Source organism: Hymenobacter segetis, assembly GCF_054776495.1.
The window spans coordinates 2,237,283-2,255,374 of record NZ_BAAHBV010000001.1 but is presented as its reverse complement, the minus strand read 5'-3'; the positions used below and the strand labels follow the sequence as shown (position 1 = coordinate 2,255,374).

At 58.7% G+C, this 18,092-nt stretch carries 17 protein-coding genes and 1 tRNA gene; 9 read left to right on the top strand and 9 right to left on the bottom strand.

From position 1 onward, the window contains the following. Positions 1-3: 3 nt before the first annotated feature. From ACYU70_RS09390 to typA, 3 genes are all read right to left on the bottom strand, one after another. Positions 4-531 carry a DUF6630 family protein gene (locus ACYU70_RS09390; protein WP_342300505.1) on the bottom strand — a complete coding sequence of 176 codons (528 nt, stop codon included), beginning with the start codon at positions 529-531 and terminating at the stop codon, positions 4-6. Between the two features lie 9 nt (positions 532-540). Next, complete coding sequence (locus tag ACYU70_RS09385) at positions 541-1,068, bottom strand: hypothetical protein (RefSeq protein WP_342300506.1); 528 nt, start codon at positions 1,066-1,068, stop codon at positions 541-543. 157 nt (positions 1,069-1,225) lie between these two features. Further along, positions 1,226-3,037 (bottom strand): translational GTPase TypA, encoded by a 1,812-nt coding sequence (gene typA / locus ACYU70_RS09380; RefSeq protein ID WP_342300507.1) that lies wholly within the window; start codon positions 3,035-3,037, stop codon positions 1,226-1,228. A gap of 228 nt (positions 3,038-3,265) precedes the next feature. Here typA and msrB point away from each other — a divergent pair, with 228 nt between their 5' ends. From msrB to ACYU70_RS09365, 3 genes are all read left to right on the top strand, one after another. Beyond that, complete coding sequence (gene msrB / locus ACYU70_RS09375) at positions 3,266-3,814, top strand: peptide-methionine (R)-S-oxide reductase MsrB (protein ID WP_342300509.1); 549 nt, start codon at positions 3,266-3,268, stop codon at positions 3,812-3,814. A 158-nt stretch (positions 3,815-3,972) separates the two neighbouring features. Next, a complete protein-coding gene (locus ACYU70_RS09370; RefSeq protein WP_342300510.1) occupies positions 3,973-4,764 on the top strand; it encodes a DUF3050 domain-containing protein in 792 nt (263 codons plus the stop codon). Between the two features lie 75 nt (positions 4,765-4,839). Next, entirely contained in the window at positions 4,840-5,211 is a 372-nt protein-coding gene (locus ACYU70_RS09365) for a hypothetical protein (protein WP_342300512.1), read from the top strand. Positions 5,212-5,300: 89 nt separating this feature from the next. Here the strand turns inward: ACYU70_RS09365 and ACYU70_RS09360 are convergent, their stop codons facing one another. After that, a complete protein-coding gene (locus ACYU70_RS09360) occupies positions 5,301-6,044 on the bottom strand; it encodes a hypothetical protein (RefSeq protein ID WP_342300513.1) in 744 nt (247 codons plus the stop codon). 238 nt (positions 6,045-6,282) lie between these two features. Here ACYU70_RS09360 and metG point away from each other — a divergent pair, with 238 nt between their 5' ends. Next, entirely contained in the window at positions 6,283-8,325 is a 2,043-nt protein-coding gene (gene metG, locus ACYU70_RS09355) for a methionine--tRNA ligase (RefSeq protein ID WP_342300514.1), read from the top strand. Between the two features lie 77 nt (positions 8,326-8,402). On the opposite strand, the gene pth is transcribed toward metG, so the two are convergent. From pth to ACYU70_RS09330, 5 genes are all read right to left on the bottom strand, one after another. Next, positions 8,403-8,969 (bottom strand): aminoacyl-tRNA hydrolase, encoded by a 567-nt coding sequence (pth, locus tag ACYU70_RS09350; RefSeq protein ID WP_342300516.1) that lies wholly within the window; start codon positions 8,967-8,969, stop codon positions 8,403-8,405. Positions 8,970-9,106: 137 nt separating this feature from the next. Beyond that, on the bottom strand, positions 9,107-9,679 hold the full coding sequence (locus tag ACYU70_RS09345; protein WP_342300518.1) for a 50S ribosomal protein L25/general stress protein Ctc: 573 nt from the start codon (positions 9,677-9,679) through the stop codon (positions 9,107-9,109). Positions 9,680-9,800: 121 nt separating this feature from the next. Beyond that, positions 9,801-10,865 (bottom strand): DUF6340 family protein, encoded by a 1,065-nt coding sequence (locus tag ACYU70_RS09340; RefSeq protein WP_342300520.1) that lies wholly within the window; start codon positions 10,863-10,865, stop codon positions 9,801-9,803. 258 nt (positions 10,866-11,123) lie between these two features. Next, entirely contained in the window at positions 11,124-12,050 is a 927-nt protein-coding gene (locus ACYU70_RS09335; protein WP_342300522.1) for a ribose-phosphate pyrophosphokinase, read from the bottom strand. 145 nt (positions 12,051-12,195) lie between these two features. Further along, positions 12,196-12,268: transfer RNA gene (locus ACYU70_RS09330), tRNA-Gln, on the bottom strand. A 275-nt stretch (positions 12,269-12,543) separates the two neighbouring features. Between ACYU70_RS09330 and atpD the strand changes: the two genes are divergently transcribed. From atpD to ACYU70_RS09305, 5 genes are all read left to right on the top strand, one after another. Then, entirely contained in the window at positions 12,544-14,049 is a 1,506-nt protein-coding gene (atpD, locus tag ACYU70_RS09325) for a F0F1 ATP synthase subunit beta (RefSeq protein ID WP_342300523.1), read from the top strand. 139 nt (positions 14,050-14,188) lie between these two features. Further along, the gene (gene atpC / locus ACYU70_RS09320; protein WP_201979212.1) at positions 14,189-14,437 is read left to right on the top strand and encodes an ATP synthase F1 subunit epsilon; all 249 of its coding nucleotides are present in this window, start codon (positions 14,189-14,191) and stop codon (positions 14,435-14,437) included. 139 nt (positions 14,438-14,576) lie between these two features. Beyond that, positions 14,577-15,632, top strand: a complete 1,056-nt coding sequence (locus tag ACYU70_RS09315; protein ID WP_342300525.1) for an AI-2E family transporter — start codon at positions 14,577-14,579, stop codon at positions 15,630-15,632. Positions 15,633-15,686: 54 nt separating this feature from the next. After that, on the top strand, positions 15,687-16,817 hold the full coding sequence (locus ACYU70_RS09310) for a trans-sulfuration enzyme family protein (RefSeq protein WP_342300527.1): 1,131 nt from the start codon (positions 15,687-15,689) through the stop codon (positions 16,815-16,817). 58 nt (positions 16,818-16,875) lie between these two features. Further along, positions 16,876-18,057, top strand: coding sequence for an MFS transporter (locus tag ACYU70_RS09305; protein WP_342300529.1), 1,182 nt, complete (start codon positions 16,876-16,878; stop codon positions 18,055-18,057). The last annotated feature ends 35 nt before the right edge of the window (positions 18,058-18,092 follow it).

Below are 18,092 nucleotides of genomic sequence, written 5' to 3'. Positions count from 1 at the left end.
GGGCTAGTACACCGTCACCCCGAAGCCCAGTTCCTGCGCCAGTTGGCGCGCTTCCTCAGCCTGCGCATCAGCCACCACGCTTAAGGCATACGAGTCGCTATCCAACGTAAACAACACCACCGCCAGCCCAACCGGCTCGGCCAAATCCTGCACGATGTCAAGCGCTTCGGGGCCCGTCACCGTGGCGCGGCCGCTCGCGGGCTCACCAAGCCGCACAGGCTGCTTCTGCTGCGTCAGTGTTTCATTGATGCCATAAACCAGGTCAGCGGCCGGGTCTTTCCAGTCGCTTTCCCAGAGCAATTCCTCGCTCAGCAAGGCATCAATCAGCGCCAAATCGCGCAATTCCTGCGCCGGCAGCGCCGCCACGATGCCGCGCTCTTCCAATTCCTCGGCAAACCGCTCCTGATAGGCGGCCGGGTCGCGTAGCGCCAGCGCCAGCCGCTCGCTCACACGCTGGGTGGCCTCCGCATCATTCAGGGTAAAAAGCTGCACGAAGCGGCTCAGGGTTTCGGGGGATGTCGAATTCATCATAAATTAAAATTAGCGGGGCTGTACTCCTTCCTGTTGCACCTGCACCAGATAGGGCACCAGAGCGGCCGTACGTATCGACAGCGGCAACCGCCGCGTAGCGCGATACTGCCGGATGACCTGATACAGTTGGTCACGGCCATTGCTCACGGCCCGAATCATCCCGAACGCCGAGATGCCCAACAAGCTAAAGGCCGTAGGAGCTACCCACGAGTCGTAGTAATAGGCATTGTAATTGGGTGTGACACCATACGTAGCGGGGTTGGGCTCGTAGTGTCGCCCCACGAGGCTTACTACCGGCACCGGAATGGCCGCAAAGCGCATGATGTTGCGGCCGGTATTCCACTTGGCGTAATACATGCGAATAATGGCGCGCGCCGTGTCGTTGAAAGCATAAGCATCCTCGAAACCCGCCCTGGAGAGCTTGTATTCGGATTTGTCCGGGTGTTCAGTCATTGTTGCGGCTGGCGACTGCGACTGCCCCGGCCGGGCAATAATGAGTAAGGCAAACAGAAACAACCGCGTAGATTTTTTGAGCATAAAGGAGGTGTGAAAGGAAAGAAAATCAACTGAAATAGTCAGCGAACAATCAGTAAAAATAATGCCCCGCCCGCATTCATACCTGCTTCATAAGCAAAATGCCCAGCCTCGGACTCCGAAGCTGGGCATTTTGCTTATTATAAAAAGCGGATGACAATTAGTCAGCCTGCTTGGCGTAGCGCAGACGCTCGTTTTCGTCGAGCAGAATCTTGCGCATCCGAATCGACTTCGGCGTCACCTCCAGGTACTCATCCTTCTGGATGTATTCCATGGCTTCTTCCAGCGAGAACTGACGCTTGGGAACAATCTTCGCGTTGTCATCCGTACCCGAGGCACGCATGTTGGTCAGCTTCTTGCCTTTCTGGATGTTCACCGTCAGGTCATTGGGGCGCGTGTGCTCGCCGATAACCTGGCCGCCGTACACTTCTTCGCCCGGGTCCACGAAGAACGAGCCACGGTCCTGCAGCTTGTCAATCGTGTAAGCCGTGCCAGCGCCGGTTTCCAGCGAAATCAGCGAACCAGCAATACGGCCGGGGATGGTGCCTTTGTGGTCCTCATAGTCCACAAAACGGTGGTTCATGATGGCTTCACCGCCGGTAGCGGTCAGCACGTTGTTACGCAGGCCAATCAGGCCGCGCGACGGAATCATGAATTCCAAGTGCTGGAGGTCGCCCTTAGGCTCCATGATGGTCATTTCGCCTTTGCGCATGCTCACCAGCTCAATCACCTTGCCGGCCGATTCCTCGGGCACGTCCACTACCAATAGCTCAATGGGCTCTTGGCGTTTGCCGTTGTCATCTTCCTTGAAAATAACCTGGGGCTGACCTACTTGCAGCTCATAACCCTCGCGGCGCATCGTTTCGATGAGTACCGACAAGTGAAGAATGCCGCGGCCAAACACGAGGAACGAATCCTCCTTATCGGTGGCCTGCACGCGCAGAGCGAGGTTTTTCTCGGTCTCCTTGAACAGACGGTCACGCAAGTGACGCGAAGTCACAAACTTACCTTCCTTACCGAAGAACGGCGAGTTGTTGATAGTGAACAACATGTTCATCGTCGGCTCGTCGATGCTGATGCGCTCCAGTGCCTCCGGGTTCTCGAAGTCAGCCAGCGTATCACCAATATCGAAGCCTTCAATGCCCGATACGGCGCAGATTTCGCCGCTTGCTACTTCTGCCACTTTCACGCGGCCGAGGCCTTCAAATACGTGCAACTCGCGGATTTTTACTTTTTTGATGGTGCCATCAGCCTTCATCAGGCTCATGTTAGAACCCTCACGCAGCGTACCGCGGTGCACGCGGCCGATGGCGATACGACCCACGAACGACGAGTAGTCGAGCGAGGTAATCTGCATCTGGGGCGTGCCTTCCAAGGTCGGCGCGGGCGGAATCGACGAGATAACCGCGTCGAGCAGCGGAATCAAGTTGTCGGTTTTAACTTTCCAGTCGGTGCTCATCCAGCCCTGCTTCGACGAACCGTACAAGGTCACGAAATCAAGCTGGTCTTCCGAAGCGCCGAGGTTGAACATGAGGTCGAAAACTTGCTCGTGCACCTCGTCGGGGCGGCAGTTTTCCTTGTCCACTTTGTTCACCACCACAATGGGCTTCAGGCCCAGGGCAATGGCTTTGCCGAGCACGAAGCGGGTCTGCGGCATGGCGCCTTCGAAGGCATCCACGAGCAGCAGCACGCCGTCGGCCAGCTTCAACACACGCTCTACCTCACCGCCGAAGTCGGCGTGACCAGGGGTGTCGATGATGTTGATTTTGGTGCCGTTGTAGCGTACCGATACGTTTTTGGAAACGATGGTAATGCCACGCTCGCGCTCCAGGGGGTTGTCGTCGAGAATCAGGTCGTCGAAGTGCTGGTGCGCGTCGAAAATCTTGGAAGCGTGGATAATCTTATCCACTAGGGTCGTCTTGCCGTGGTCAACGTGAGCGATGATGGCAATGTTCCGAATATTGTTGGCCATATGGGTTGGTTTTGCGGGTGCAAAGGTACGGATAAAATAGCGCAAAGCCTTGTGGTACTCAACTATTAACACGAGCCCCGCTGCTGCACCCCGCTACGCAGCCAAGCCTGTCGCCCTAAATCGATTAGCTAAGGCGTAAGGTTCCCGGCCTTCTTTCGTCTACCTGGCCGACCAAACCCGGCCCCGCCACCGTATGTAGTCCACGTGCCTTTAAACCCAACCTCAGCCATGCGTTTTTCCCTGCTCTTATTACTTGTTTCGGTGCTTTCGCTCAATTCGGCCTGCTCGCAGAAGCGTGATGTAGCCGCCAATACGCCGCGCCCGGCTCGCACCATCGCCGGCAAAACCTACTTCCAGCCCCAGCCCGTGACCGGTAAACCCGACGAATTTCCGGTGCGCCACACCGACGCCGAGTGGAAGAAAATCCTCACGCCCGACCAATACTACATCCTGCGCGAGCAGGGCACCGAGCGGCCCTTCACCGGCAAATACCACGACAACCACGCCGCCGGCAACTACTACTGCGCCGCCGACCACAACCTGCTTTTCACTTCCGATACCAAGTTTGAGTCGGGCACCGGCTGGCCCAGTTTCTTCGCGCCAGCCACCGCTACCAGCGTCAAAATTGCCTCCGATAACAGCTTCGGCATGAGCCGCGACGAGATTGTGTGTGCCAAATGCGGCGGCCACCTCGGCCACGTTTTCAACGACGGCCCCAAGCCCACCGGCCAGCGCTACTGCATGGACGGCAACGCGCTGGTATTTGAGAAGAAATAAAAGAAACCCTGGTGATTTTCTGGGAAAATTAACAAATCGAAACCCTTTGGCAATCCAGTCCAAAGGGTTTTTCGTTTGTATAAACCATTTTCAGCAGCCTGCCGTTGGGAATAATAGCGAATTGGTTGTATTTAAATAGTTATAATATAAATTGCCATATGGAAGCAGTACTGGACCCCATCGAATTTTTGCAGCAGGAAGTGGCTAGTACCCGCCAGCTACTGCTCAACAACGGGCTTTACTACCGCCTCCAGACCATGGCCGACCTGCGCCAGTTCATGGAGCACCACATCTTTGCCGTGTGGGATTTCATGTCGCTGCTCAAGGCTCTGCAACGCGATTTAACCTGCGTGGATGTGCCATGGGTGCCCACCGCCAACCCCGCCACGCGCCGCCTCATCAACGAAATTGTGCTGGGCGAGGAAACCGACCTTGACCCGCAGGGCCAGCCCATCAGTCATTTCGAGCTCTACGTGCGGGCCATGGAAGAATGCGGGGCTAACACGCTGCCCATCCGCCGCCTGGTGGCGGCCGTGGGGGCCGGCCGCACCGTTTCCCAGGCGCTTACCGATGCACAGGCTCCGGATTCGGTGCGCCAGTTTGTCGAAACCACGTTCCGCATCATTCAATCCGGCAAGGCGCACGCGGTAGCTGCCGCTTTCACCTTCGGCCGCGAGGACCTGATTCCGGCTATGTTCCGTCAGCTGGTGGGTGAGTTGCGCGACCGGTTTCCCGGCCAGCTCGACACGTTCGTGTATTACCTCGACCGCCACATCGAGCTCGATGAGGAAGTGCACGCCCCGCTGGCCCAGCAAATGGTGCGCGAGCTGTGCGCCGACGACCCCCAGTGCTGGCAGGAAGCCCAGCAAGTCACTATCGAATGCCTGGAAGCCCGCATGGCCCTCTGGGATGGCATCAAGCCCACCCAGGCAAGCCCCACATTGGCGTAAATCAGTAAACTACTGAGCCCCGCTCACCGTTTGAAGGAGGCAGCCACTTGGCTGCCTCCTTTTTACTTATCGGCCATGCTGACTTCCCAACTATTCACCGCCCGTCCCTGGCTGGCGCTCGGGGCTGCCGCCTTGCTCTCAGCCTGCTCGGTTTCGGAGCAAACCTCCGAAAACGCCGCGCCCACCTCGGTACCCACCGAGGTCCGCACCGATGCCGACCGCCGCGCCATCTACAACAGCAACGGCGCGGGCACCAGCAATGGCTACGCCGTGCCCGATGCCACGCCCAACCGCGTGCGCCTCGGCGAGCAGGCCGCCGATATCAACAGCCAGAAGCGCATCGAAAACGTGAACACCAACGACCCCAACAACACCACGCCCGAAACCCGCCTGCAACGCCTCAATACCAACGCCCCCACGCCGCTGGACACTGCCCGCCGGCCCTGAAAAGCCTTTGGTGGCATTAATAAAAAAAGCCCGCCCCGAATTATTCGGAGCGGGCTTTTTGCCACTAGCCAGGCAATGGCTGAAGCAGGCTATTCGCTTACTTCGCCGGTGCTGGGGCTATCGGCCGAGTTCAATACGCCGGTTGCTTCGGGCTCCGGCGCGGGGGCGGCCTGAACGCGCGGCTTGGGGCCACGCTTGGCACCCGTGCTGGCGGCGGCGGTAGCGGCGGCCGGCTTGGGACCGCGCTTGGCACCGGTGGTTTTGGCTTTGGCTGCCGTGGCAGTGGGCTTACGGCCCCGGCCGCTGGCAGCCGGAGCGGCAGCAGCAGTTTCGGTAGCGGCTTCATCGCCGGCGCGGGGGGCGCGGGGTTTGCGGGGGGTGCCGTCCTTGTTCAGCGTCGGGCCTTTTTTGCTGCCTCGGGCAGATTTGCCAGCGGCAGAGGTAGCAGCAGCAGCATTCTGGCCATTGTCGGCGGCAGCGGGGCCGGATACTGAATCGTAGTGGCGCACGATGGTGTGCAGGGCCTGCTCAAACATGCGCTCCGTGTCGCCGTCGAGGCGGCGCGTGGCCTCTTTCACCACTTCCTTCAGCTTGGCCTTCGTTTCTTTGCGAATGCGTGTCACCACTTCATTCATACGGGCGTTCAACTCCTTTTGCAATTGCTTGGCGGCCGACTTCAGCGACTTCTTCTGGCTGGCTTTTTTGCTGGCGCGGTCGTCGTTCAGGTCAGCGGAAGCGCGGCTTGCGCTTTTGGCCGATTTACGAGCTGATTTTTCTTCCGGCGTGCGTTTAGCACGTTTTTCCGTTTTAACCGGAGAAGCAGGTTTTTTCATCTGAAAAAAATTGGTTGGTGAAGGGTGAAAGAGGCGAAAGGAAGTCGATTAGATGGCGCTATATTTTAATTAAGCGCACTCAAATATAAAATCATTTAAGCGTCAAACGGTTTGCCCGGTTTTTTTGTTGATTTAATTCTGTACTTTTTTTAATCGTTTCTTTGCGGAGGGGAATAATTGCCCTGTTTTTCTGTGAAAAATATCCTTCGCGTCCCCGCCTTTTTACTTCTGATTTTTTATGTCACTTCTTCCTAAGCGCTACACCGTTACTGCTGCTTTGCCCTATGCCAACGGGCCGGTACACATCGGGCATTTGGCCGGGGTTTATTTGCCCGCCGACATTTATGTGCGCTACCTGCGCTCAGCCGGCCGGGATGTGAAATTTATTTGCGGTTCCGATGAGCACGGCGTTCCCATCACCATTCGCGCCCAGAAAGAAGGCGTTACGCCGCAGCAAGTGGTGGACAAATACCACGCCCTGATTCGCGATTCGTTCAAAGATTTCAACGTGTCGTTTGATGTGTATTCGCGCACTTCGTCGCCCACGCACGCCGAGGTTTCCAGCAGCTTTTTCACCAAGCTGAACAACGAAGGCAAATTCATCGAGCAAACCACGCAGCAATATTTCGACGAAAAAGCTCAGCAATTTCTGGCCGACCGCTACATCGTGGGCACCTGCCCAAACTGTGGCAACGAAAATGCCTACGGCGACCAGTGCGAGCGCTGCGGCACCTCGCTCAGCCCGACGGAATTAATTAATCCGCGCTCCATGCTCAGCGGCAACCAGCCGATATTGCGCGATACTAAGCACTGGTTTTTGCCTCTCGACCAATACGAGCCCTGGCTGCGCGAATGGATAATTGAAGGCCACAAAAACGACTGGAAAACCAACGTTTACGGCCAGTGCAAATCTTGGATTGACCAGGGCCTGCACCCCCGCGCCGTGACGCGCGACCTCGACTGGGGCGTGCCCGTGCCGGTGCCCGGAGCCGAAGGAAAAGTGCTCTACGTGTGGTTTGATGCGCCTATTGGCTACATTTCTGCCACCAAAGAAGCCTTCCCAGAAGAGTGGGAATTATACTGGAAAGATGCCGGCTCGAAACTGGTGCATTTTATCGGCAAGGATAACATCGTTTTCCACTGCATTATTTTCCCGACGATGCTGAAGGCGCACGGCGAATTTATTCTGCCGGATAACGTGCCCGCCAACGAATTCCTAAACCTCGAAGGCGATAAAATCAGCACTTCGCGCAACTGGGCCGTGTGGCTGCACGAATACTTGGCCGATTTCCCTGGCCAAGCCGACGTATTGCGCTACGTACTGTGTGCCAATGCTCCCGAAACCAAGGATAACGACTTCACCTGGAAGGATTTTCAAGCGCGTAATAACAACGAATTAGTCGCCACGCTCGGCAATTTCGTAAACCGTGCCGCCGTGCTCACGCACAAATTCTTCGAAGGCAAAGTGCCAGCAATAAGTGAATTGCAGGACATTGACCGGGTTACATTGGCCCAAGCGTCCGAATTTCCGGCTAAAATTGGCGAGCTGATTGAGAATTACCGTTTCCGCGACGCACTGGCCGAAGTAATTAACCTGGCGCGCCTCGGCAATAAATACCTCGCCGAAACCCAGCCCTGGCACCTCATCAAAACCGATGCCGCCCGCACCGGCACCGTGCTGAATGTGTCGCTGCAAATCGCGGCTGGCCTGGCCCCGCTACTGGAGCCTTTCCTGCCCGAATCGGCCCGGAAACTGGCCACCATGCTCAACCTGGAACTGGGCAACTGGGCCAGCGCCGGCCGTCCCGATGCCCTCACTGCCGGTCACCAGTTGCGCGAAGCCGCGCTGCTCTTCGGTAAAATTGAAGATGCCGTGGTTGAAACGCAGGTGCAGAAATTGCTCGATACCAAAAAGGAAAATCAACTCGCCAACACACCCGTGACGCCGGCAAAAGACGATATTTCCTTCGATGATTTCGGCCAGATGGATTTGCGCATCGGCACCATCACAGCGGCCGAAAAAGTAGCCAAAACCAAAAAGCTGCTCAAACTCACCGTCGACCTGGGCCTGGAAGAACGCACCATCGTGAGTGGTATTGCGGAGTATTTCATCCCCGAGGCCCTGATTGGCCAGCAGGTGCAGGTATTGCTCAACCTCGCGCCCCGCGAAATCAAAGGCATCAAAAGCCAGGGCATGCTGCTGATGGCCGAAAACGCCGACGGCAGCCTCGCACTCATGCAGCCCAGCAAGCCCGTGCGCAACGGCAGCGGAGTGGCGTAAACTGCTCGTTTGATTGCATAAAAAAGGCTCATCCGAATTGTTCCGATGAGCCTTTTTTATGGTGTTTAGTACACGAATTACTTCACGTTCACAATGTTCATAGCCCGTTCCAAGCCCATTGCACCGAACGCTAAAACTGCCTCACCGGCTTTTTCAATGCGCGTAGGCAATTCAATTAATTCATCCTTCGAAAACGGGTCCAGTACATAATCCACCTGCCGGCCTTTGGGAAAATTCGCGTCCACACCAAAACGCAGGCGGGTATACACATCGGTGCCGAGCGTGGCCTGAATATCCTTCAAGCCATTGTGCCCTCCGGCCGAGCCCTGGCCCTTCAGACGCAACTTGCCGAAGGGGAGGGCCAGGTCATCGGTCACTACCACCATGTTTTCGGCCGTGATTTTCAGCGTGGCCAGCCAGTGGGCGGCAGCTTTGCCGCTCAGATTCATGTAGGTGGTGGGTTTCACCAACACGTAGGTGTGGCCTTTGTGCTTAAACTCAGTGGTGAAGGCATGGCGGCCGATTTCGAAGCGGGGCGCGTCAAATTTGGCGGCCAGGTAATCGGCCACCATGAAGCCGATGTTGTGGCGGGTGTCGGCGTATTCGGGGCCAATGTTGCCCAGGCAGAGAACCAAAAATTTCATATCAATTCAATCAACAAGAAACCACCGGCCAGGGCGCGGCGCATATTGAGGTAACTAAAAAGCCGCCCCAAAATTGGAGCGGCTTTTTGTATTCGTCCGAATATTCCCGGAATGTGGGCGTATCGCGGGCAAAAGAATTACTTGTTGCCAGCCAGCTCGCCTTTCAGGGCACGCGGGATGGTGATGGTGGCGATGGGAGCCTCCGCGCTGGTGAGGATGGTGTAACCCTTCGGCTCCACGGCACCTACCTTGATGGATTTGCCCAGCTCCATGGTGCCGATGTTCACTTCCACGTAGTCGGGGAGGTTGTCCATCGTGGCACGCACGCGCACTTTGCGCAGCTTGCTCACCAGTTTGCCACCGGCCAATACGCCCGGCGAAACGCCTACGTACTTCACGGGGATGTCCATTTTCACCTCTTTGCCTTCTTCCAACTCGAGGAAGTCAACGTGGAGGAGCATTTCGTTTACGGGGTGGAACTGGGCGTCCTGCACAATAGCCTTGTACATAGCGCCTTCCACGTTCAGGTCCACGATGTGAGCCTCCGGCGTATACAACAACTCGCGGAACAGGATAGCGGGCACAGAGAAGTGCACGGTGTCCTTGCCGCCATACAATACGCACGGTACTTGAGCGTCGAGGCGCAATGCCTTGGCGTCCGTTTTACCGAGATTCGCTCTTTTAAACCCTACAATCTCGAGGCTTTTCATAAAAGTGGTTTTTGGGGATGAAAAATGGCCCGTTCGCTCCCAACGTTGGGGGCAAACGGGCCGCAAAGGTAGGGGTAAATCGGCCGAAAAGCCAACCTGTTACGAAGAAAAGCCGCCAGCGCTAGTCCACGGTCGGCACGCTCTTCAATTGCTCCTGCACCACGGCTTGGGCCTGCATCCGGTCGTTCAGCACACGCAGGTACTGGCGGGCCTGGGCGTTGTTGCAGGTGAAAGCCGCCTTTTTGGCCCAGTCGATGGCCCCCGGCAGGTCGCCGCGCACCTCGCTGGCCACGGCCAGATTGTAGAAGGACCGGCCGGCAATTTTGGGGTTGAGGTGGCGCGCCGACTGCTGCCAGAGCGTGGCGGCTCCGGCCCAGTCGCCGGCTTCGGCGCGCTGGGCGGCTTCTTTCATGCGGACGTCCTTTTTAGCCTGCGTGAAATAATCCCGGTTCAGGTCGACGTAGGACGGCGCGATGCGGCGGGCGTAGCCATCGCCGGCCCGCTGGGCCACCCGGCGGATGCACTCCTCGGGCGGCGGCAGTTGACGCAGAGCGGCGGGGTAGGTATCCGCGTTGCCGGTGAAAACCAGCTGGTCTTCCTGCCGGGCCTGGTCGAGTACGAAGCCCTGAGCCGCGCCGTAGGTGCGGAAGCCGCTCACGATTTTCATCACCATTTCCACGTGCACGGTGGGCACTTTTTGCTCCTTGCCTTCCTTGTCTTTGAAGGTACGGAAGCCGTTGGTGTGGCTCAGCAGCATATCGGAGTCGAAGGCTTCGAGCACCACCAAACCGTCAACCTGCGTGCGGCGGCACAGGTCCTGCACGTAGCGCGGGGCCAGCGGCGGCAGGAAAAACTCGCGGCTGCGACCCAGCAACTGCAGTTGCGCCTGCGTCACCTTGAAACGGTAGCTGTTATTAGCCAGCGCCTGGCCTACCACGTTCACGCATTCATCGGCCCCGGCGCGGTCCACGCCAATGCCCTCGCCGGTGAAGGCTCCTTCCATAACGTCGAAGAATTTATCGCGGCGTGATTCCGGGATAATGCGGTTGGCGGTGGCCACGCTTTGCAGGTTGGCAGGCATGGGCACCGCCGCCGGGGCCAGCGCCCGAATGTGGACCGACGACGCGCAGGCACTGAGCAGCAGCGCGGCTAAAAGGGTGGAAGCGGAGGTGTAAAGCTTGTTCATCAGGTTTGCAGAAAAAGGTTCCAGTTAGGAAGTGGTTTCTACAAAATTGTGCCAAAGTCGGCTGTCATTGCGAGTGAAGCGTAGCGCAACGCGGCAATCCGTCCTCCCAGGGTGACAAATCCCGAGATTTGATAAAGCCCTTTTTAACAACAGAAAGCCCCGATACTATGAAGTACCGGGGCTTTCTGGTAAAAGAACGTGTCTAAGTTTGAGAGGACGGATTGCCGCGCTGCGCTCCACTCGCAATGACAGTCGACTTTACACAAACAAAGAGCTGATGCTCTCGTGCGTCACCACGTTCCGAATAGCCGCCGCAAATAGCGGAGCTAGCGAAATCACCCGGATTTTCTCATTCTCCTGCCGTAGGGGAATCGTGTCGGTCGTAATCAGCTCCGTGAGGGCCGAGGCGCGGATGCGGTCGTGGGCCGGGCCGCTGAGCAGCGGGTGAGTCACCACGGCGCGCACCGAGCGGGCCCCGCGCTCCATCACCAACTCGGCGGCTTTGCAGATGGTGCCGGCAGTGTCCACCATATCATCCACAAACACCACGTCCATGCCTTTCACGTCGCCAATCACCTGCATTGAGGCAATTTCATTGGCCCGTATCCGCATCTTATCGCAGACTACGATTTCAGCCCCGAATTTCTTGGCAAAGGCGCGGGTACGCACCACGCCGCCCACGTCGGGCGAAGCGAAAATCAGATTTTCCAGGTTCAGCGACTTAATGTAGGGGGCCGTGACGGTGGCGCCGTCGAGATGGTCGACGGGGATATCGAAGAAGCCCTGAATCTGGCCGGCGTGCAGGTCGCAGGTCATCAGGCGGTCGGTGCCCACGCTCTGGATGATGTTGGCCACCACCTTGGCCCCGATGCTTACGCGGGGCTTGTCCTTGCGGTCCTGGCGGGCGTAGCCCATGTAGGGCATCACGATGACGACCTTGTGGGCCGAGGCGCGCTTGGCGGCGTCCACCATCAGCATGAGCTCCATGAGGTGCTCGGCGGGCGGGAAGGTGCTTTGCACGAGGAATACCTCGCAGCCACGCACGCTTTCATTGAAGCTCGGCCCCATTTCGTTGTCGGCGAAGCGCTGGAGGCTGAGGTCGCCGAGGGTGGTGCCGTAGGCGGCGGCAATCTTTTCGCCGAGCTCACGCGAAGCGCTGCCGGCGAATATTTTGACCTGTTTCATAGGGGAAGGTGCTGATAATGAGTTGGTGTACGGAAGCCTGCCAGGGGGGAGGCCATGAAAACCGGAAAGGATAGAAAAGCGAAAGGCGCTGACCACTCCGGAAATTGGAGAAGCCAGCGCCTTTGCATTTACTCGAGCTTTGTCGTTGTCCGACCAGGGCTCGAACCTGGACTTTCTTGAATCAAAATCAAGCGTGTTGCCAGTTACACCATCGGACAATTTCCCAGTTGGCTACGTGCCGTTTGGGAGTGCAAATGTACTACCGGAAAAATTCGGCGCAAGGATTTTTTGAAAAAAATTTGAAGAAAAAATCTGCGGCATCGGCCCGGAAAGCGGGTTTCCGTTCATTGGTGCCTGATTTTCATAGGATAGGGTGGTTTGCGTTTGTTTCTGATTGTGCCGGCTGCCGCAAACGTTGTGGTTGGAAAACCGGCGGCCCTAGCGTAATTTTGCGGCCTGAAAAGAGCATCAACTTCATCATAAATACAACCAAATGGCCAATACCGGCAAAATCACCCAGGTTATCGGACCCGTCGTGGACGTAAGCTTCGCGGGTGAAAACACGAAGCTGCCTAACATCCTCGACGCCCTCGAAGTAACCAAAGAGAACGGCCAGGTAGTGGTACTGGAGTGCCAGCAGCACTTGGGCGAGGACCGGGTTCGGACCATTGCCATGGACTCGACCGAGGGCCTGGCCCGCGGTGCCGAGGTACGCGACCTGGGTACGCCCATCTCGATGCCCACCGGCGACGGCGTGAAAGGCCGCCTGTTCAACGTTATTGGTCAGGCCATTGACGGCATTCCGCAGCCCAAGAGCGGCCAGCGTTTGTCGATTCACCGCAACGCCCCGGCGTTTGAGGAACTGGCTACTTCGTCGGAAGTATTCTTCACCGGCATCAAGGTTATCGACTTGCTGGCTCCTTATGTAAAGGGTGGTAAGATTGGTTTGTTCGGTGGTGCCGGCGTGGGTAAAACCGTACTGATTCAGGAGCTTATCAACAACGTGGCCAAGGCCTACGAAGGTCTGTCGGTGTTTGCCGGCGTGGGCGAGCGTACTCGTGAGGGCAACGATTTGCTGCGCGAATTCATCGAATCCAACATCATTCTGTACGGCGATGCCTTCAAGCATTCGATGGAAGAAGGTGGCTGGGACCTGACCAAGGTGGACATGGCGGCGATGGAAAAATCGCAGGCTACCCTCGTGTTCGGCCAGATGAACGAGCCCCCCGGAGCCCGTGCCCGTGTGGCCCTGTCGGGTCTGACCATTGCCGAGAGCTTCCGCGATGGCGACGGCACCGGTGCCGGCCGCGATATCCTGTTCTTCATCGACAACATTTTCCGCTTCACGCAGGCGGGTTCGGAAGTATCGGCTCTCTTGGGTCGTATGCCTTCGGCCGTAGGTTACCAGCCCACGCTGGCTACCGAAATGGGTGCCATGCAGGAGCGTATCACCTCGACCAAGCGCGGTTCAATTACCTCGGTACAGGCCGTTTACGTGCCTGCTGATGACTTGACTGACCCGGCCCCGGCCAACACCTTTGCTCACTTGGATGCCACGACGGTACTGAGCCGCAAAATCGCCGAGCTGGGCATCTACCCAGCCGTTGACCCGCTGGACTCGACCTCGCGCATCCTGTCGGCCGACATCCTCGGCGACGAGCACTACAATACCGCCCAGCGCGTGAAAGAGCTGCTCCAGCGCTACAAAGAACTCCAGGATATCATCGCCATCCTTGGTATGGACGAGCTGTCGGAAGAGGATAAGCAGGTGGTAAACCGCGCCCGTCGCGTGCAGCGCTTCCTGTCGCAGCCCTTCTTCGTGGCCGAGCAGTTCACCGGCCTCAAAGGCGTACTCGTTGACATCAAGGACACCATCAAAGGCTTCAACGAAATCATCGACGGCAAGTATGACCACCTCCCCGAGGCTGCTTTCAACCTTGTTGGTAACATCGAGGATGCCGTGGCCAAAGGCGAGCGCCTGATTGCGGAAGCCAAGTAATTAAGAACGTCCGGCGGAACGTCATGCTGAGCTTGTCGAAGCATCTCTACCGCGCAAGTAATTAGTTACTGCTGCGGTAGAGATGCTTCGACAAGCTCAGCATGACGTTCTTTTTTAGTCTGACAATTCATTTAAAAATATGCACCTAGAAATCATCACCCCCGACCGCAAGGTATTCGAAGGCGAAGTGACGTCGGCCCAGTTTCCGGGGGCCGATGGCTCGTTTGAAGTGCTGAACAACCACGCCCCGCTCATTGCTGCCCTCAAAGCCGGCGACGTGACGCTGACCGGCGGCGCAGGTGGCCGCGAGGTTATCCGCATCGAAGGCGGCGTGGTGGAAGTGTTGCGCAACAACGTGATTGTGCTGGCCGAAGGCGCAGTGGCCTAACGCCGCCGCAGCACCTTTAGTAGCTGGCTGAAAGCCGCTCCTGCCTGGCAGGAGCGGCTTTTTTTGTGATATTAGCCGGCCAAGCCGGAAGAATGCCGTATAGCGGTATTGCGCGCAAAACCATTTGCCTTTGTTCCTTATGAAATCTTCGGACCCGTTTGTTGCCGTTGAAAATATTTACACCCCGCGGCAGCGGTATGTGCTGCTGGTGGCCTCGCTGGTGGGCATCGCGGCGCTGATGATATTTGGGCTGGCGCAGTACCTCACGGCTTTTCTGGCGGCGGGCATCCTGTTCGTGGTGTTTCGGCCGTGGTGGATAGCGCTGGTGCACGAGCGGCGCTGGAACCGGCAGCTGGTGGCGGGAGGCATTCTGCTGGTAACGGTGGTGGTGCTCGTGATTCCGTTCTACGCACTGACTTCACTGCTGCTTGACCGCCTCATTGCCTTTGCGCAGAACCCTGACCGGTTGTTGGAGGTGATTCATAAGCTGGAAAGAGCCACCGGCTTCAAGCTGACCGAGCAGGTGAACATACGCCAGCTGCTGTTGCAGGGCGGCGCTAAGGTGACGAGTTGGCTGCCCTCGCTGGCCAGCAGCGCACTCAACTTCCTGGTGATTGTGGGCCTGATGCTGTTTACGATGTACTACATGTTTATGCAGGAGACGTTTTTTATGCTGGGGCTGCATCGCTACCTGCCGTTCCGCAACGAGACGCTGCAGGAGCTGGGCGAGTCGCTGAAAAACAACGTGAATGCCAACGTGCTGGGGCAGGTGCTGGTGTCGGTGGTGCAGGGCGTGCTGACGGGCGTTACGCTGTTGATTTTTGGGGTGCCCGATGCGGTTTTCTGGGGTGTGGTAGCCTTTTTTGCGGCTTTTCTGCCGGTGCTGGGCACGCCGTTGGTATGGGGTCCGGCCGCGTTGTATCAGTTTTCGCAGGGGAATAAGGGGCAGGCCATCGGGATTTTGCTGGTGGGTTTCATCCTGATTATGAACATTGATAACGTGCTGCGCATCGTGCTGGCCAAGCGCATGGGCAACATTCACCCGCTGATAACGCTGGTGGGCATCGTGCTGGGTGTGGAGATATTCGGCATCATCGGGCTGGTAGTGGGGCCGCTGCTGGTATCGTATTTCATGGTGTTGATGGAAGTGTTCCGGCGCGAAAACCGCCAGCACATGCAGACTCCTGTGAAATAGCGCCGAAGCCGGGCGCGTGCCGACCTTTGCGCCTCACGCTCCGCTTCCGCGCTCATGGACCATCCGAACATTCAGCCCAAAATCACCCCCATCTACCAAACGTCGGTTTTCAAATTCGAGGACCTCGATGCGGTGCAGCAATACTTCGACGAGCCGGGCAGCCGCTACCTGTACTCGCGCAACGGCAATCCAAATTCCGATGAATTAGCCACCGCCGTGGCCCGGTGGGAAGGCGGCGCGGGCGCGGTAGCCACGGGCTCGGGCATGGCGGCCATTTTCGCAGCGTTGCTAACCTATTGCCAGGCCGGCGACCATGTGCTGTGCGCAGCTGACATCTACGGCGGCTCGGCGGCGCTGCTGAATCTGGAGCTGTCACGGCTGGGTGTTTCGGTGACGTATGTGCCGTTTGAAAGCCTGTATGACCTCGCGGCTTACGTGCAGCCCACTACCAAACTGCTGCTGTGCGAGACGATGAGCAACCCGCTGTTGCGCGTGGTGGACCTGCGCGCCGCCGCCGATGAATGCCACCGCCACGGCCTGAAACTGGTGGTCGATAACACATTTTCAACCCCCGTTCTCACCCGCCCGCTATCCTACGGGGCCGACCTCGTGCTGCACAGCGTGACTAAATACCTGGCCGGCCACTCCGACGTGACGGCCGGGGCCGTGGTGGCCCGCACCGCCGAGGATGTGGCCCGCCTGCGCCAAATCGGCATTGTGTTCGGCCTTACGCTGAGCCCGATGGAAAGCTGGCTGGCCGTGCGCGGCATGAAAACCATGCGCCTGCGCGTGGCCGCGCACAGCGAAAACGCCTGGCAGGTAGCTGATTTCCTGAACGACCACCTGGCCGTCCAGGCCGTTTATTACCCCGGCCTACCCACCCACCCGCAGCACGCGCTGGCCACAGTGCAGGGGGGCGGGCGCTTCGGTGGGATGCTCTCGTTCAGGCTGCCGGATGATGCGGCGGCGGTGAACCGCTTCATGCAGCGGAGTGAGCGGTTTCCATTCGCGCCGTCGCTGGCGGGGGTGGATTCGTCGTGTTCGCACCCGCTCTACACCTCGCACCGAGCTTTGACGGATGCGCAGCGGGCGGAGCTAGGCATCACTGTCGGGCTGGTGCGGCTGAGCGTGGGCATCGAACCAATTGAAGAACTGCTGGCCGATTTGGCGTACGCGCTGGAATAAGGCACTCCGTACACGTACCCCTAGTGCGGCGGCCTAGACAATTTATTTAACTTGCCCCATGCGCCGCTTTCGCTACCTCACCCGGGCCGTATGGCTGCTGTCGCTCGTGAGCCTGTGCACCGATGTGGCCAGCGAAATGCTGTATCCGGTGATGCCGCTGTACCTGCAGTCTATCGGCTTTTCAGTGTTTTTTATTGGGCTGCTGGAGGGCGTGGCCGAGGCGGTGGCGGGGCTGAGCAAGGGCTACTTCGGGCAATGGTCGGACCGGCTGGGACAGCGGGTGCCGTTTGTGCGGGCCGGCTATGGATTGAGTGCGCTTTCGAAGCCGCTCATGGCCGTGCTGGCCACCCCGGCCTGGGTGTTGCTGGCCCGCACGCTCGACCGGCTGGGCAAGGGCCTGCGCACGGGAGCCCGCGACGCGCTGCTCGCCGACGAAACCACGCCCGCCGACCGGGGCAAGGTGTTCGGGTTTCACCGCTCGATGGATACGCTGGGGGCGGTGCTGGGGCCGCTGGCGGCCCTGCTGTGGCTGGCGGCGCATCCGGGACAGTTCCGGCCGTTGTTTTTGTGGGCGTTTGTGCCGGGATTGGTGGCGGTGGGCATCACGCTGGCATTGCGCGAGCGGCGGGCCGTGCCATCGGGGCGGCCGGTGGTGCCATTCTGGGCGTCTTTTCGGTATTGGCGGCTGGCCCCGGCCGGGTACCGGCGGGTGGTGGGGGCGCTGCTGGTATTTGCCCTGTTCAACAGCTCTGATGCCTTTTTGCTGCTGCTGGCCCGGCAGCGCGGGTTGTCATCCACGGCTGTCATTGGGCTCTACATTCTCTATAATGTGACCTACGTGCTCAGTGCGTGGCCCCTGGGGCACCTGGCCGACCGCCTGGGGCCGCGCCGCCTGCTGGTGGGCGGTCTGGTGGCATTTGCCGGCGTGTACGGCGGCGTGGCGCTGGTGCACGATATCCGGGCCTTCGGGGCATTGTTTGCGCTTTATGGGGTGTACGCGGCGGCTACCGAGGGCGTGGCCAAAGCGTGGGTCAGCACCTTGTGCGCCAAGCCCGATACGGGCGCGGCCCTCGGCACCTTCGCGGGGCTGAGCAGCCTAGCCGCGCTGGGTGCCAGCACCGGCGCGGGCCTGCTGTGGCAATGGTGGGGGCCGGTGCCCACGTTTGGGCTGGCGGCCGTGGCAGCGCTGGGCGTGGCTGGTTACCTGGCGGTGGCGCGCACCCCGCCGCAGCCCGCGTAGGGCGGCGGCCGGTAAGCCCGGCATTGGGCCGGAAT